This is a genomic window from Paenibacillus sp. LPE1-1-1.1, from assembly GCF_040676435.1.
Classification (GTDB): Bacteria; Bacillota; Bacilli; order Paenibacillales; family Paenibacillaceae; genus Pristimantibacillus.
This window is the reverse complement of the sequence record NZ_JBEGHY010000001.1, coordinates 1,628,665-1,644,632: the sequence shown is the minus strand read 5'-3', so window position 1 is coordinate 1,644,632 and position 15,968 is coordinate 1,628,665. Positions and strand designations below refer to the sequence as shown.

Annotated in this window: 12 protein-coding genes; all 12 read left to right on the top strand. The window is 48.9% G+C overall.

Annotated features, from left to right (window positions below; translation table 11 throughout):
- Positions 1–79: 79 nt before the first annotated feature.
- Entirely contained in the window at positions 80–1,369 is a 1,290-nt protein-coding gene (tig, locus tag MRBLPE1_RS07135; protein ID WP_364143338.1) for a trigger factor, read from the top strand.
- A 230-nt stretch (positions 1,370–1,599) separates the two neighbouring features.
- Positions 1,600–2,193, top strand: coding sequence for an ATP-dependent Clp endopeptidase proteolytic subunit ClpP (gene clpP, locus MRBLPE1_RS07130; RefSeq protein WP_139991008.1), 594 nt, complete (start codon positions 1,600–1,602; stop codon positions 2,191–2,193).
- Between the two features lie 16 nt (positions 2,194–2,209).
- Complete coding sequence (gene clpX, locus MRBLPE1_RS07125) at positions 2,210–3,466, top strand: ATP-dependent protease ATP-binding subunit ClpX (RefSeq protein ID WP_076271649.1); 1,257 nt, start codon at positions 2,210–2,212, stop codon at positions 3,464–3,466.
- A 194-nt stretch (positions 3,467–3,660) separates the two neighbouring features.
- On the top strand, positions 3,661–4,770 hold the full coding sequence (gene ispG / locus MRBLPE1_RS07120; RefSeq protein ID WP_309000404.1) for a flavodoxin-dependent (E)-4-hydroxy-3-methylbut-2-enyl-diphosphate synthase: 1,110 nt from the start codon (positions 3,661–3,663) through the stop codon (positions 4,768–4,770).
- A 153-nt stretch (positions 4,771–4,923) separates the two neighbouring features.
- Entirely contained in the window at positions 4,924–6,027 is a 1,104-nt protein-coding gene (locus tag MRBLPE1_RS07115; protein ID WP_364143333.1) for a GerAB/ArcD/ProY family transporter, read from the top strand.
- A complete protein-coding gene (locus MRBLPE1_RS07110) occupies positions 6,024–7,601 on the top strand; it encodes a spore germination protein (RefSeq protein ID WP_364143330.1) in 1,578 nt (525 codons plus the stop codon). Before MRBLPE1_RS07115 ends, MRBLPE1_RS07110 begins: the two co-directional genes overlap by 4 nt.
- The gene (locus MRBLPE1_RS07105) at positions 7,598–8,701 is read left to right on the top strand and encodes a GerAB/ArcD/ProY family transporter (protein WP_364143327.1); all 1,104 of its coding nucleotides are present in this window, start codon (positions 7,598–7,600) and stop codon (positions 8,699–8,701) included. Before MRBLPE1_RS07110 ends, MRBLPE1_RS07105 begins: the two co-directional genes overlap by 4 nt.
- Complete coding sequence (locus tag MRBLPE1_RS07100) at positions 8,698–9,924, top strand: Ger(x)C family spore germination protein (protein WP_364143324.1); 1,227 nt, start codon at positions 8,698–8,700, stop codon at positions 9,922–9,924. Before MRBLPE1_RS07105 ends, MRBLPE1_RS07100 begins: the two co-directional genes overlap by 4 nt.
- A gap of 426 nt (positions 9,925–10,350) precedes the next feature.
- On the top strand, positions 10,351–12,054 hold the full coding sequence (gene lonB / locus MRBLPE1_RS07095; RefSeq protein ID WP_364143321.1) for an ATP-dependent protease LonB: 1,704 nt from the start codon (positions 10,351–10,353) through the stop codon (positions 12,052–12,054).
- Positions 12,055–12,091: 37 nt separating this feature from the next.
- Positions 12,092–14,461, top strand: a complete 2,370-nt coding sequence (gene lon, locus MRBLPE1_RS07090; protein WP_364143319.1) for an endopeptidase La — start codon at positions 12,092–12,094, stop codon at positions 14,459–14,461.
- Entirely contained in the window at positions 14,458–15,045 is a 588-nt protein-coding gene (gene yihA, locus MRBLPE1_RS07085; protein ID WP_364143316.1) for a ribosome biogenesis GTP-binding protein YihA/YsxC, read from the top strand. Before lon ends, yihA begins: the two co-directional genes overlap by 4 nt.
- A gap of 213 nt (positions 15,046–15,258) precedes the next feature.
- On the top strand, positions 15,259–15,849 hold the full coding sequence (locus MRBLPE1_RS07080; protein WP_364143313.1) for a non-ribosomal peptide synthetase module: 591 nt from the start codon (positions 15,259–15,261) through the stop codon (positions 15,847–15,849).
- Positions 15,850–15,968 lie beyond the last annotated feature (119 nt).

The window sequence follows — 15,968 nt, the reverse complement described above, 5'->3', positions numbered from 1 at the left end:
CCAGCTTGTTTATAATAGAATGGTTTATGAAACGTGAATACTACTGATGCATGAGCATTTTCGGAGGGGAAGGCATAAAATGAAAGCAACTTGGGAAAAAATAGACAAGAACATCGTGTCGATCGACGTGGAGGTAGGGGCGGAGAAAGTCGCTGATGCTCTTGATCAAGCATTTAAGAAAGTCGTTCAAAAAGTAAACGTACCTGGATTCCGTAAAGGTAAAGTGCCGCGCGGCATTTTCGAATCCCGTTTTGGTATCGAGAGCCTGTACCAGGATGCAATTGACATTCTGCTGCCTGACGCTTATACCGAAGCTGTTAACGAGCACAATCTTGAGCCGGTTGACCGTCCTGAGATCGATGTTGAGCAATTCTCAAAAGGCGAAACATTCAAATTCAAAGCAAAAGTTATCGTTAAGCCGGAAGTTACGCTTGGCGAATACAAAGGCTTGGAAGTTGAATCCGTTGTAGCAGAAGTTACGGAAGAGGAAATCGCAGCTGAACTTGAGCGTTTGCAACAGCGTCATGCTGAGCTTTCCGTAGTTGAAGAAGGCGCTGCGCAAAACGGCGACATCACTGTTATCGATTTCGACGGCTATGTAGACGGCGAACCATTCGAAGGCGGAGCAAGCGAGCGTTATTCGCTGGAGCTTGGTTCCAACTCCTTTATCCCAGGCTTTGAAGAGCAAGTAGCCGGCATGCAAATCGGCGATTTCAAGGACATCGAAGTAACGTTCCCTGAGAGCTACCACGCTGAGCACCTTGCAGGCAAACCTGCTGTATTCAAAGTGAAGCTGCATGAAATCAAACGCAAAAACCTGCCAGCTCTTGATGATGAGTTTGCAAAAGACGTTAGCGAATTCGATACTCTTGAAGAGTACAAGCAGGATCTTGTAGCCAAATTGCAAGAGCGCAAAAACCAAGAGGGCGAGCAAGCTCGCGAAATCGCGGTTGTGGACAAAGCTACTGCAGCGGCAGACGTTGAAATTCCTGAGCCGATGATCGTTTCCGAAACGGACTACATGATCAAGGATTTTGAGAACCGCCTAAAAATGCAAGGCATGAACATGGATCTATACTTCCAGTTCTCCGGCCAAAACGAAACGGTTCTTCGCGAGCAAATGCGTACAGACGCTCAAAAACGCGTTCTTAACAACCTTGTGCTTGATGCCATTGCAAAAGCTGAAGGTATTGCCGCGAATGACGAGGATCTGAACGAAGAGCTTGAGAAGCTGTCCAAATCGTACAACCGTCCTTCCGAGGAGCTTCGTGAAATTTTCACGAAAAACGGTAACCTTAACAGCCTGCAAGAAGATATTGCACTTCGTAAAACAATTAAGTTCTTGCTTGATAACAGCAAAACTGTTTAATAAGCCACATAAGAAAAAATTTAATAATAGCAAGACCCAGGATAAGGCACGTCATTGGTACGTGCCTTATTTTGACCCTACATATGAAATTGTGCTTGTTTTGGAGGCTAATCTCCGTACATATCGAACGGCCGTCGCCGTATAATGTATTATTGGAAAAATGACATCAATACGATGACGTGTTACAATAAGTAAGTAACCAAAGTCATAAACGAAAAGAGGTTGGTCGCATGAATCTAGTACCTATCGTAGTCGAACAAACGAATCGCGGGGAGCGTTCTTACGATATCTACTCCCGTCTACTGAAGGACCGCATTATTTTCCTTGGGAGCGCAATCGATGATGACGTTGCAAACTCCATCATTGCACAGCTGCTGTTTCTGGCGGCCGACGACCCAGAGAAAGACATACATCTGTACATTAACTCTCCCGGCGGCTCCGTGACTGCGGGAATGGGTATTTTTGATACGATGCAATATATTAAGCCTGAGGTGTCCACGATTTGCATGGGCATGGCAGCAAGCATGGGCTCGCTTCTCTTGACAGCGGGCGCGAAGGGCAAGCGTTTTGCGCTTCCTAACGCAGAGGTTATGATCCATCAACCGCTCGGCGGCGTACGCGGCCAGGCATCCGATATCAAGATCCATGCGGATTGGATTTTGAAAACGAAACAAAAGCTAAACCAAATTTACGTAGATCGCACCGGACAGCCTTATGACAAAATCGACCGCGATACCGACCGTGACAATTTCATGAGCGCGGAAGAGGCTCTTGCCTACGGTTTGATTGACAAGGTGATTACAGCACCGGTATCGACGATTTAATCGAAGGGGTGATTACATGTTTAAATTCAACGACGAAAAAGGCCAGTTAAAGTGTTCGTTCTGCGGCAAATCGCAGGATCAAGTACGTAAATTGGTTGCCGGTCCCGGCGTCTATATATGCGATGAATGTATTGAGCTGTGCACTGAAATTGTTGAGGAAGAACTCGGCAATGAGGAAGAGCTTGATCTTAAGGATATTCCGAAACCGAAAGATATCCGGGCCATCCTGGATTCTTATGTCATCGGTCAAGAATTCGCGAAAAAATCGCTGTCTGTAGCGGTATATAACCATTACAAACGGATTAATTCCGGAAGCAAAATCGAAGACGTCGAACTGCAAAAAAGTAATATTTTGCTGTTAGGTCCTACAGGATCAGGCAAAACCCTGCTTGCGCAAACGATGGCAAAGATTTTGAATGTTCCTTTCGCAATTGCGGATGCAACCTCGCTTACAGAAGCAGGTTATGTCGGTGAGGACGTTGAGAATATCTTGCTCAAGCTCATTCAAGCTGCTGACTACGATGTGGAAAAAGCAGAGCGCGGCATTATCTATATCGATGAAATCGATAAAGTAGCCCGCAAATCGGAAAACCCGTCTATTACGCGCGATGTATCAGGCGAGGGCGTTCAACAAGCGCTTCTGAAAATATTGGAGGGCACTGTGGCTTCCGTTCCACCGCAAGGCGGACGCAAGCATCCTCACCAAGAGTTTATCCAAATCGATACAACGAACATTTTGTTCATTTGCGGCGGCGCGTTCGACGGGCTGGAGTCTTTGATCAAACGTCGTATCGGTAAGAAGGTCATCGGCTTTAGCTCCACAGGCGAATTGCAGAAGGATCTGAAAGCTGGCGAATACCTCACGATGGTATTGCCGGAGGATTTGCTGAAATTCGGACTCATTCCGGAGTTTGTCGGACGTTTGCCTATTATCTCGACGCTTGAGCCGCTTGATGAGCCGGCACTTGTTCGGATTTTGTCCGAACCGAAGAACGCGCTTGTGAAGCAGTATCAAAAGCTGCTTGAAATGGACAACGTGAAGCTTGATTTCGAACCGGCTGCACTCGATGCCATTGCGAAAGAAGCGATTAAGCGCAACACCGGCGCCCGCGGCTTACGCGCGATCATCGAAAGCATTATGCTTGAAGTCATGTACGAGGTGCCATCACGCGATGATCTAAGTACTTGTCTGATTACGGAGCAAACGGTTCAAGAGAAAATCATGCCTGAGCTGACTGCTAAGAAGAGCAAGAAAAAAGAAGAGAGCGCGTAAGCTAGCGTTCAAAATAGAAAGGCTATGAGCCTAAGCGTTACGCTTAGCTTATAGCCTTCCGCGTAACGAGCTTTTGTCGCCAATGACGGCTTTGCCGTTTACGCTTGACTACCGTCATTGTCTCCACCCAGCCGAGCGGCTGTATTGCCGCCAGTCAAAGGGTGGACTTTGACGTTCATGGGAGAGATAAGCTTATGTACTTGCGTCAAGATACAGTGGCGGTTAAAGTCGGTAATCTAACGATTGGCGGCAGTAACGAAGTCATTATTCAAAGTATGTGTACGACAAAGACAGCTGACGTGGAAGCGACCGTAGCAGAAATCTTAGGACTAGAGGAAGCGGGCTGCCAGCTTGTCCGGGTTACGGTCAATAACAAGGAAGCAGCCGAAGCCATCAAAGAGATTAAAAAACGCATTCATATTCCACTTGTAGCAGATATCCATTTTGATTACCGGTTGGCGCTGCTTGCCATCGAGAACGGCATAGATAAGGTTCGGATTAATCCGGGCAATATCGGCCGCCGCGAACGGGTGGAAGCGGTCGTAAAGGCCTGTAAGGAAAAAGGCATCCCTATTCGTATCGGCGTCAATGCAGGCTCTTTGGAAAATCATCTGCTTGAGAAATACGGCTATCCAACGCCGGAGGCAATGGTTGAGAGCGCGCTTTTCCATATTGGGATATTGGAGGAGCTGGATTTCCACGATATCATCGTTTCGCTCAAAGCGTCTGATGTTCCGATGGCCATCGCGGCTTACTCGATGGCGGCTAAGGTTATCAAGTATCCACTTCACCTAGGCATCACGGAGGCTGGCACGCTGCATACGGGCACGATCAAGAGCTCGGCGGGAATCGGTGCATTGCTAGCACTCGGTATCGGTAACACGCTGCGGATCAGCCTGAGTGCCGATACGGTTGAAGAGGTTAAAGTAGCTCGCGAGCTGCTCAAAACGTTTGGACTGATCACGAATGCGGCAACGCTCGTATCCTGTCCTACCTGCGGCCGTCTGGACATCGATTTGTTCTCCATCGCTAACGAGGTAGAGGATTACATTTCAAAAATCAAGGTGCCGATTAAGGTATCTGTCCTTGGCTGCGCGGTTAACGGTCCCGGCGAGGCTCGGGAAGCCGATATCGGAATTGCTGGAGCCAGAGGCGAAGGAATGCTTTTCCGTTACGGAGAGCTCATTCGTAAGGTGCCTGAGGCTGAATTGCTGGATGAGTTAAAGAAAGAAATAGATGAAATCGTACGCGTGTTTGAAGCGACGGGAGAAATTCCGGGCCGGAAGCATCATACGCCTGCTTAACCGATAAAAAGGCTTATTTACGTCAGTTATTGACGTGAATAAGCCTTTTTTTATTGCAAATTTGATGGGCTAGCGGCCATGTTTCCAGAAGGTGCATAATTTTCGGGAAATAAGGAAAAATATTGGTTACACGATTCGGGAGCAGAGGCGGGGGTGAATTTGGAGCGTATCAGTCTAAATCAGCTTGGATCCTTGATTGTATTGTTTTTAATCGGCAGTTCCTCGTTGTTTTATCTGGCGAGCGACGCTTCCAGGGATGCTTGGCTGGCCGTTATTGTGGGCATGCTATGCGGTTTACTCCTGCTTTGGGGGGTGAATTTAGCTTTGTACCGCTTGATGCCGCAAAGGAATCTTATTGAGATTATTTTCGAATTGCTGGGAAGACCCCTTGGCTATATCGTATCTATCGCTTATGTGTTGTATTTCTGCTACAAATCGATTCGGAATGTTAGAGAGTTCGGCGATTTAATGATCATGTTTTTGCTTCCGCAGACTCCCTTGACAGTGCTGATTATCTTTGTCTGCTTATTGTCCGCCTATACCGTTTTTCACGGCGTTGATGTTCTATTTCGAATGGCGGAGGCCATACTGCCTCTCGTAATAATTATTTACCTTATTCTCTTTCTGCTTTTGACAGGCTCGGGTTTGCTGCATTTCGAGAATTTAACGCCCATACTCGAAAATGGCTTCAAGCCCGTGTGGGATGCAGCGTTTCCGGAGCTGATTTCTTTCCCTTTCGGCGAGATTATTTTGTTTTTAATGTTTTGGAAATATTCGGAGCCTACAGGCGGCATAGTGAGCTTTACCGTAAAATGTTTCTTATTTTCGGGTTTGTTCATTACCTTCACCAATATGTTCATATTGGCAGGCTTAGGGAGTCTTGCGGGGACGGTTACGATTCCCTTGATGCAGATGACGAATCATATGGAGTTCGCCCGATTTTTGGAACGAATAGATCCGCTGGTCGCGTTGCTTCTCTTTACGGGAGTGTTTTTTAAGCTAACCGCCTATTATTTTGGCGCGGTGCTGGCTTTGTCGCAAATCATGAAACGGCAGAGCAAATACATTATCGTATTCGTCGGGGCGATTATTTTTTGGGGATCGTTTATGTTTAGAAATTACATGGAGCAGGTGTGGTTCGGCTTTCAATACAATGTAAAATACCATTTCCCGATCTTTCAGATTTTGGTGCCCATGCTGCTGCTCGCGCTGGCAATGATCAAAAAGAGATGGAGTGAAAAGGTGCGAATAGAATGAATGAAGAAATAAAAACGGGAATGGATACCGATGACAAAGACCGGAAGCGTTTGTCCGCGGATTTGGAAATGAATATTAAAATGGTAACCGATGAGCTCGGCACAGAGCCGGATATCATTATTAGACATTTACATATGTTTAAAAGCAGTAAAGCTGCGCTCTTATATATTGCAGGCATGACGGATGCAAGCGCGGTTAATTTGCTGGTAATGAGCATGATTACCGAGCCTCCGCTCGGAAGCGGCGACGGCGACGGAATGGAGGAATCTCCTTTTCAGAGCTTACTATACCGATCTCTCGCAATTGGCGGTATCCGAAAGATCGATCGTTTAGATGAAGTATTGCTTGCTATGCTAGAAGGCAATACGGTTGTGCTGCTTGATGGCTCTAACGAAGCGATTGCTGCTTTTACATGCGGCGTGGAAAAACGGTCAGTCGAAGAGCCAAGCACGCAAACCGTTGTTCGCGGACCGAAGGAAGGCTTCACGGAGACGCTCCACATCAACACGGCGCTTATTCGCAATAAAATAAAGTCGACTAATCTTCGTATGGAGTACAGAATTATCGGGCATCAAACCCGAACGACCATTGCCCTGGTTTTCATGAAAGGAATCGCTGATGAAAAAGTATTGGAGGAAGTGCGCAGGAGACTGGATTTAATCGACACGGACAGTATTTTAGAGAGCGGATATATTGAAGAATTTATTCAAGACAAAACCTTCACCCCGTTTCCGCTGCTTCAAAATTCCGAGCGGCCAGATGCGATTGCCGCCGGCTTGCTTGAGGGGCAGTTTGCCATCGTGGTAGATGGTACGCCGTTCGTTCTGCTCGCTCCCGTTACGTTTGTTAAGTTTTTTCAATCCAGCGAGGATTATTACCAGCGTTATGATATCTCAACCTTTTTGAGAATCATTCGTTTTTTTTCTTTTTTAGCCTCGATGCTTCTGCCATCGATTTATATTGCGATCACGACCTTCCATCAGGAAATGCTGCCGACCCAGCTGTTAATCAGCATCGCCGCGCAGCGGGAGGGCGTACCGTTTCCCGCTTTAGTCGAAGCGATGATCATGGAGATTACTTTTGAAATTTTACGCGAGGCCGGCGTACGGATGCCGCGGATCATCGGTCCGGCCATTTCGATCGTCGGCGCGCTCGTGCTCGGTCAATCCGCGGTGCAGGCCGGACTTATTTCCGCAGCGATGGTTATCGTCGTTTCGTTCACTGCCATTGCCAGCTTCGTTATCCCATCCATCAATATGGGCACGGCTGCCCGGCTCATTCGTTTTTTATTGATGATTCTTGCTGGCTCCTTCGGCGTATTTGGAATTTTAGCAGGGCTGATGATGATTCTGACCCATTTATCGTCGCTTCGCTCCTTTGGGGTTCCTTATTTGACGCCGATCTCGCCGCTCAAGACCAATAATTTAAAGGATGTTTTCATACGCGTTCCATGGTGGGCCATGAAGAAACGCCCAAGCTTAGATAATAAAGCGGGAACAGTACGGCAGGGAACGCCAAGCAGCATATCAGACCATGCGGGTGAACGATCCCAGAAAGGCGGTGAGGGGCAATGACGCAGCGGATAACAAATTTACAGGCCATCGCAATCGTTGTATTTGCGATCGTCCCCAGCTCCTTGCTCTATGTTCCCAGCTTTGTCATTCAAATCTCTAAGCAGGATGGCTGGATATCCGTGCTGCTCACGATGGCGGTCTCGCTTCTGCTGTCGTGCGTGATTGGATATATATGCCGGGAAGGTGAAAGAAGGCCGCTGCTGGAGTGGCTTCAAAGCCGGTTTGGAAAAGTCATTGCAACGGTTATCGGGCTTGTTTTATGCTGCTATTATTTCGTTACGGCGGCCGTTGTCGTAAGACAATTTTCCAATTTCATGTCCGAACAAACATTGCAGACTACACCTATTTTTATGTTGGCGGCGATTATTGTGCTTGTTTCGGGATTTACCGCGTCGCAAGGGCAGGAAACGCTGGCCCGCGTGATTTTTGTTGTGTTCTTGGTTTTTATATTTTTTTTGGGAGTAAATGTATTTCTCATATGGTGGCAGTTTGATTTCCAGCAATTTCTTCCGATTATAGAGAGCTCGGCCAATCAGTATATCGCCTCGGGCTTCATGCCCCTAGGCTGCCTTTCCGGAACGGCCGTGCTTTTGTTGTTTTTGCCGTTTCTGGAGAATACCGCATCCGCGGTAAAGGTTGCAGTCTGGGGAACCGTGATATCCGGCTTGTTCTTTACCCTGGTAACGGCGGTTACGATAGCGGTTTTTGGGACCGAAATTATCAGCGCTATGTCCTATCCTGCATTTGCGGCTATCGGTACGGTTGAAATCGGGCAATTTATCGAAAGAATCGACGTATTGCTGGTATCCGCTTGGACGGCCTCCATGTTCGCGCAGGTTTCGATTTTTATGTATGGCTTCTTCCAGCTGGCTTTTCAAACCTTCAAGCTAACGGCCCATTTCAGCCATTACGCAGCCGGCGGCATAGGTATACTTGCAACGGCGCTGTTTGCCTGGCCTAACAGTCTCGTCGTAACCGAATTCAGCTATACGACGCTGACCATTTATTTCTTGTTAAACAATTATGCGATTTGCTTGCTGATCTGGTGCGGTCTCCGTTGGACGCGGCATAAGGCAAGGCCGAGCGAGGGAAGGGTATGAGAATTGCGCGCAGGTTTGGTTTGCCGCTTACGATAACGCTGTGCATGCTGATGCTCTCAGGCTGCTGGAGCAGGATTGAATTAAATGAGCTGGCCATTACGTCAGCTACCTCAATCGACAGGAAGGGCGAGGAATGGCTGGTTTCCTTCCAAGTGCTTATTCCTTCCGCCATCTCTTCCGGGATCGGGATTATGGGCGGCGGCGGCGGCGCTCCGGTTAACGTTTATTCGACAGTTGGGAAAACGATAAGGGAAGCGAACTCGCGCAGTTTTTTTGAGAGCCCCCGCAAGCTGTATTTTGCGCATAACCGTGTCATCGTCATTAGCGAGGAGACGGCGCGTCGCGGCATAAATCCCATATTGGATGTCTATTTGAGAAATACCGATGCCCGGGAAACGGTCGACGTATTGGTTACTTCCGGCAGCGCCCGCAAAATTTTGGAGCAAATGATGCAAATTCAGAAAATTTCCGGCGATGGCATTCGGGAGATCAATCACCTGGAATCCATGTACACCTCCGTTCTGCCGGAAGTGAAGCTGTTCCAGCTGGCCATGAATCTGTCCAGCGATTCAGGGAGCGCTGTGCTGCCAGAGGTATTCTTGTCAGGCAAGTCGGATGTATCTTCGCTCCAAGTGTTCGAAAGCACGACATTGCCGGCAAAAATCAAGCTGGGCAGAGCCGCAGTGATCAAGAAGGACAAGATGGTTGGCTGGTTGTCCCGGAAAGAGGCGCTCGGCGTAGCTTTTTTGCGTAACGACATTAAAAAAACTTTATTGACTTTTGCATGCCCAGAGGAAAAAAATAAGCATTTAACGATTCAATTGGGAACATCAGAAACGAAACTGAAGCCTTCATTAACGGATGGCAAATTGAATGTGAAGGTGGACATAAAAGGCAAAGCGGTTCTGACGCAATCAGACTGCAGCTCGATGGATTTATATAAACCGGAAATTGTAGCCGAGCTTGAGAATGCAGCAGAACAGGAAATTCTTCGTTATACGGATGCCGGCTGGAAGGCCTCGCAACGGTTGAAGACGGATGCCGTGGGCTTCGCGGATATGGCGCACCGCAAGTACCGAAAGCAGTGGCGGACATGGAAGAAGGACTGGGACAGCGTTTTCTCCGGAATCGAAATCAAAGTGGCTGCCGATGTTACGCTGCTCAATGTGGGACTAAGCAATCAGCCGCTAAATGTCAATAATTTACGTGAGGGCAAAAAGTAAAAAGGGGGGCGTGTCATAACCTTTGTCACTATTATAATGTCTCTGGCGATTATCGCCGTTTTGTGGGCAGGTATCAAACCGCTTTTAAAACGGGGGCTATACCGAGATTTTGCGTTTTATGCAGTCATGATGCTGTGGTCCGTCTATTTATTTGCTTCCCAGCGTTACGATTGGCCGCCATTTACAATCATTACGGGGCTGACCTTCGTGCTTGCACCGATCAAGCGTTTTTTGAGCATCATGAGTTGGATGGGTTAGACGAAAGGGCTTGCGAAAAATAACAGCGATAACGGTTATTACCACTTCTCAGGGGCAATACTATCAATTACGCATGTTTAATACGGAAGGGTTGTATTTCTGAGCTCAACGAGCTTTTACTATTTATGACGGATTAGGCCGTTTACGCTTGAAAGGAGCGGATTACTAATGAGTTTAAGTGTTGTATTGATGTTGATCCAAGTGTTTTTTGCAGTCGTTATCGGCTTGTATTTCTGGAATTTGCTGCGCAATCAGAAGACGAACCGCTCTGCGGTTGACCGAGAATCGCGCAAGGAGATGGACAAGCTTCGTAAGCTGAGAAGCGTCTCTCTTACAAAGCCGCTTGCCGAGAAAACAAGGCCGCAGGCTATGCAGGACATCGTAGGGCAGCGTGACGGCCTGCGTGCCTTGAAGGCGGCGCTGTGCAGCGCTAACCCGCAGCATGTTATCATCTACGGTCCGCCGGGCGTCGGGAAGACCGCAGCGGCGCGCGTCGTATTGGAAGAAGCGAAGAAGAATCCTTCGTCGCCATTTTTGCCGGAAGCGAAGTTTACGGAGATCGATGCGACTACGGCCCGCTTTGATGAACGAGGCATTGCCGATCCGTTAATCGGTTCGGTTCACGACCCTATTTATCAAGGCGCCGGCGCGATGGGGGTAGCAGGCATCCCGCAGCCAAAGCCGGGCGCGGTTACGAAAGCGCATGGCGGGATATTGTTTATTGATGAAATAGGTGAATTGCATCCGGTTCAAATGAATAAGTTGTTAAAAGTACTGGAAGACCGCAAGGTGTTCCTGGAGAGCGCCTATTATAATTCGGAGGATTCGAACATTCCGGTATATATTCACGATATTTTCCAAAACGGTCTTCCGGCGGATTTCCGGCTCGTGGGCGCGACAACGCGTTCTCCGCAGGAGATCCCGCCGGCGATCCGTTCCCGCTGCATGGAAGTGTTTTTCCGTCCGCTCCTCGCTGAGGAAATCGGATTGGTCGCGGAAAATGCGGTGAAGAAAATCGGCTTCGCGCCATGTCCGGAAGCAATCGATGTCGTCAAACGTTATGCGACAAACGGACGCGAAGCAGTAAACGTCATCCAGCTTGCAGCAGGCGTAGCGCTCTCTGAGAAGAGGGACAGCATCGCTGCCGGCGATATCGAGTGGGTCGTGAACAGCAGCCAAATACCGCCGCGTCCTGACCGCAAGGTGCCCGAAGCGCCGCAAGTCGGCTTCGTGAACGGCCTTGCGGTGTACGGACCGAACATGGGAACGCTGCTCGAGATTGAAGTGAGCGCGATACCTTCGGCTGCCGGCAAGGGACAATTTACGATTACGGGCGTTGTGGACGAAGAAGAGCTCGGCGGCGGCTCGCGGACGCTTAGAAGAAAAAGCATGGCAAAGGGCTCCGTTGAAAACGTGCTGACCGTATTAAGGCGAATTGGGCTGAATCCGCAGGATTTTGATTTGCATATCAATTTCCCAGGAGGCACGCCAATCGACGGACCGTCTGCCGGCATCGCAATGGCAACGGCGATTACGTCCGCGATTAAGGGTATTCCGATCGACAACAAGCTGGCCATGACCGGCGAAGTTGGCATTCATGGAAACGTAAAGCCCGTCGGCGGCGTATTAGCTAAGGTTGAGGCAGCTTTCCAAGCCGGCGCGAATACGGTTATTATTCCGAGAGAGAACTGGCAGGCGATTTTTGCAGACCTGGAAGGGTTGAAGGTTATTCCAGTCGAAAAGGTCGAGGAAGTGTTCAAATACGTGTTTCCCGGCGCCGAGAGTTCCTCCGTGCGGGTGGAAGCGCCGTTTGGAACCGATCTTTTTATCGCTTCTGCCGTTCCGTATTTGCAGGCTGATTCCGTAGAATGATAAACTAGGGTAGACGTTAACAATTGGAGGTGCTGGTGTGGGACCTAGTAAATCGAAAGGTCGTCGGCTGCCCTTGCTTCCGCTAAGAGGGCTACTCGTTTATCCCAGCATGGTGCTCCACCTTGATGTGGGTAGGGACAAATCGGTTCGGGCTCTAGAACGCTCGATGGTCGAAGATCATATGATATTGCTTTGTTCACAGTCTGAAGTGAACATTGAGGAGCCGACGGAGGAAGATATATATAAAGTCGGCACGATTGCGAAAGTAAGGCAAATGCTGAAGCTGCCTAACGGCACGATCCGCGTTTTGGTGGAGGGCGTCTCCCGCGCGGAGATTTTGGATTATTTGCCGAACGACGAGTTTTATGAGGTATCCGTAAAAGAATTGCCTGAGCAGGAGACGGATGATCCTGAGGTGGATGCCTTGATGCGCTCCGTCTTAAACCAATTCGAGCATTATATTTCATTGTCGAAGAAGGTTACGCCCGAAACGTATGCGGCTGTATCTGACATCGATGAGCCGGGCAGGCTCGCGGATGTGATTACGAGCCACTTGTCGCTCAAAATCAAGGATAAGCAGGATATCCTTGAAACGGTTGATGTCGGGGAGCGCCTGGAGAAGCTGCTCGATATTCTCAACAACGAGCGCGAGGTGCTGGAGCTCGAACGCAAAATTAACCAACGCGTCAAGAAGCAAATGGAAAAAACGCAGAAGGAATATTATTTGCGCGAGCAAATGAAGGCGATCCAAAAGGAGCTTGGCGAGAAGGAAGGCCGTGCAGGCGAAGTCGAGGAGCTGCGTTCGCAGCTCGCCGAGTCTGGCGTTCCCGAGCTGGTGAAGGAGAAAATCGAGAAGGAAATCGACCGGCTCGAGAAGATGCCTTCGACATCGGCTGAGGGCGGCGTCATCCGCAATTATATTGATTGGCTTCTTTCCTTGCCGTGGAACAAGACGACGGATGATGATTTAAGCTTAAGCAAAGCAGAAGCGATTCTTAACGATGACCATTATGGTCTGGAGAAGCCGAAGGAGCGGGTGCTCGAATATTTAGCCGTTCAACAGCTGGTCAAACAGCTCAAAGGGCCGATTCTTTGCTTGGTAGGGCCGCCGGGCGTCGGTAAAACTTCGTTGGCACGCTCTATCGCTAAATCGCTGGGCCGCAAGTTTGTTCGGATCTCGCTTGGCGGCGTGCGCGACGAAGCCGAGATTCGCGGCCACCGCCGCACCTATGTAGGCGCGATGCCGGGCAGGATCATCCAGGGGATGAAGACGGCTGGCTCGTCGAATCCGGTGTTTCTGCTCGATGAGATCGACAAAATGGCGATGGATTTCCGCGGAGATCCGGCTTCGGCACTGCTTGAGGTGCTTGATCCGGAACAAAACAATACGTTCAGCGACCATTTTGTTGAAGTGCCCTTCGATTTATCGAATGTCATGTTCGTGACGACGGCCAATGCGCTGCACAATATTCCCCGTCCGCTTCTTGACCGGATGGAGGTCTTGTATATTCCCGGCTATACGGAGCTTGAGAAACTGCAGATCGGCACGCGTTACCTGCTGCCTAAGCAGAAGAAGGAGCACGGCTTAACAGAGGAGCAGCTCCTTGTGACCGAACAGGTGCTTCTGCAGCTGGTTAGGGAATATACCCGCGAGTCCGGCGTACGTAATTTGGAGCAGCAGATTGCCGCGGTATGCCGCAAAGCGGCAAAGTATTTCGTATCCAAAGAACAAGCGGAAGCCGTCGAGCCGCTTGAGCTTACAAGCGAGCTGCTGAAAGAGTGGCTCGGGCCTTCGAAGTTCCGCTATGGGCTTGCCGAAAGTGAAAATCAGATCGGCGCGGTAACCGGTCTGGCATGGACCGAGGTAGGCGGAGACACGCTTGTTATTGAAGTTACCGTCATGCCGGGTAGCGGAAAGCTAACGTTAACTGGTAAACTAGGTGATGTCATGAAGGAATCGGCTCAGGCGGCATTCAGCTATACGCGCTCGAAAGCGGTCGAGCTTGGCATTGATCCGAGCTTCCATGAGAAAAACGATATTCATATTCATATTCCCGAAGGGGCCATTCCGAAGGATGGGCCATCGGCAGGCATTACAATCGCGACAGCGCTTATTTCGGCTCTTACTAACCGCTTTGTAAACAAGGAAGTGGCGATGACAGGCGAAATCACGCTAAGAGGACGGGTGCTGCCGATCGGCGGTTTGAAAGAAAAATCGCTCGCAGCGCATCGTGCAGGCATTCGCACGATTGTGTTGCCGAAAGAAAATGAACGGGATTTAGGGGATATTCCCGATAGCGTACGTCATGATATGCAATTTTTTCCTGTCAGTCATATGGATGAAGTGCTGCAGCATGCGTTGCTTCCGGTTCAAACGGAGGAGAAGGCAGGTACAACGATTTTATGAAAATTACACAAGCCCAGTTCGTCATCAGCGCAGTAAAACCACATCAATACCCAGAGGACGCCTTGCCAGAGATTGCTCTGGCAGGGCGTTCGAATGTAGGAAAATCTTCATTGATTAATAAGCTTATTTTACGCAAAAACTTAGCAAGAACCAGTTCGCAGCCGGGGAAAACGCAGCAGCTAAATTATTACCGGGTAAATGACCTGATTTATTTGGTCGACTTTCCGGGCTATGGTTATGCCAAGGTGTCGAAGACGCAGCGCGTGCAATTCGGGGAAATGATCGAGCGGTACATTCGCGACCGCGAGCCGCTTAAGCTGCAGCTGCTTGTCATCGACATACGTCATGAGCCTTCGCAGCAGGACCAGCAAATGTATAAGTGGCTGAAGCACTATGAGATTCCAACCTGTATCGTCGCAACGAAGGCAGATAAGATTCCGAAGTCGAAATGGGACAAGCATATCAAGATGATCAAAAAGACGCTTGAAGCAGATCCACGCGATTCGGTTGTTTTATTTTCTTCGGAATTGGGTATTGGAAGAGAGCAGCTTTGGGAGATCATTACCGAGGCGATTGCTACATGAGGTAGCAAGTGCAGCAAGTTCTTATATAAAGCAGAGGATACAGTGAAAAAGTCGGCTTTCCTCGTGAATTCTACCGTTATTCTGTGGAATATGCGAGAATATCGGGGATGAACGGCAGGAATAAAATGTTCGGATCACGTATAATATACTTAAGCAACAAGACCAGTGTTACAAGACCAAAGCGTGCAAGTTCAAAGAATTGAGGAGATTTTTATGGCTAAGCGGCTAGCCACAGAGTATGTAAATGCCAAACTGCAATTGACGAATGAAGAGATGGCTGAATTTATCCGTTTATTCGAAGAGCAGCAAATTCACCTTCAGGTGTTGGTGCTCGACAATGGGAATCAGGAGCTCGTTCTCGAAGATGTAGCAGGGAGGGAAGAAGTCCGACTGACCTTTGAACGTCAACAAGACTATTATGTATGCGTATTATCTTGCCGTCTTGTTCAACCGAGGCTGACCAATGCCATGCGAAAAGCGCTTTCGGCTTTCCGCGGCAACGCGATCGTCAACCGAATCTACAGTCATTATACGATGATCTATCATTATAAGAATGGTTCCGTTCACCAAATTGTCGAAAGCTCTAAAACGGGTGACCGGGTCGTGTTCGAATTCAAGGACACGCTGGGGCAGCTGGAGAGAGTGTTCCGCAGCCGTTTGATCGAGCGTGAAATCGGTTTGATCAGCAGCGCGGTCAATGAACTGCTCGATCTCCGCAACCAAACGAAGGAAGCGGATGAAATCGGTAAAATTGATGCTCGTCTAAGCGATCTGACGAGAAAACTCTTCATTTTGGAAGCATAAGCATTAGGAATAAGTCGAATAGAGAAGCCGCTGCCGCGGCTTCTTTTTTTATTTCTATTATTTTTCAACTGGGCGTGGTGCAACCTTTTTTATGTTTTAGCAGTTAGTAGCAGGGTAAC

Excerpts from the sequence above, each read along its gene's own strand:
- ispG (WP_309000404.1), top strand. The coding sequence starts at position 3,661 with ATGTACTTGCGTCAAGATACAGTGGCGGTTAAAGTCGGTAATCTAACG.
- tig (WP_364143338.1), top strand. The coding sequence starts at position 80 with ATGAAAGCAACTTGGGAAAAAATAGACAAGAACATCGTGTCGATCGAC.
- MRBLPE1_RS07105 (WP_364143327.1), top strand. The coding sequence starts at position 7,598 with ATGACGCAGCGGATAACAAATTTACAGGCCATCGCAATCGTTGTATTT.
- lonB (WP_364143321.1), top strand. The coding sequence starts at position 10,351 with ATGAGTTTAAGTGTTGTATTGATGTTGATCCAAGTGTTTTTTGCAGTC.
- MRBLPE1_RS07110 (WP_364143330.1), top strand. The coding sequence starts at position 6,024 with ATGAATGAAGAAATAAAAACGGGAATGGATACCGATGACAAAGACCGG.
- MRBLPE1_RS07100 (WP_364143324.1), top strand. The coding sequence starts at position 8,698 with ATGAGAATTGCGCGCAGGTTTGGTTTGCCGCTTACGATAACGCTGTGC.
- clpX (WP_076271649.1), top strand. The coding sequence starts at position 2,210 with ATGTTTAAATTCAACGACGAAAAAGGCCAGTTAAAGTGTTCGTTCTGC.
- yihA (WP_364143316.1), top strand. The coding sequence starts at position 14,458 with ATGAAAATTACACAAGCCCAGTTCGTCATCAGCGCAGTAAAACCACAT.
- MRBLPE1_RS07080 (WP_364143313.1), top strand. The coding sequence starts at position 15,259 with ATGGCTAAGCGGCTAGCCACAGAGTATGTAAATGCCAAACTGCAATTG.
- clpP (WP_139991008.1), top strand. The coding sequence starts at position 1,600 with ATGAATCTAGTACCTATCGTAGTCGAACAAACGAATCGCGGGGAGCGT.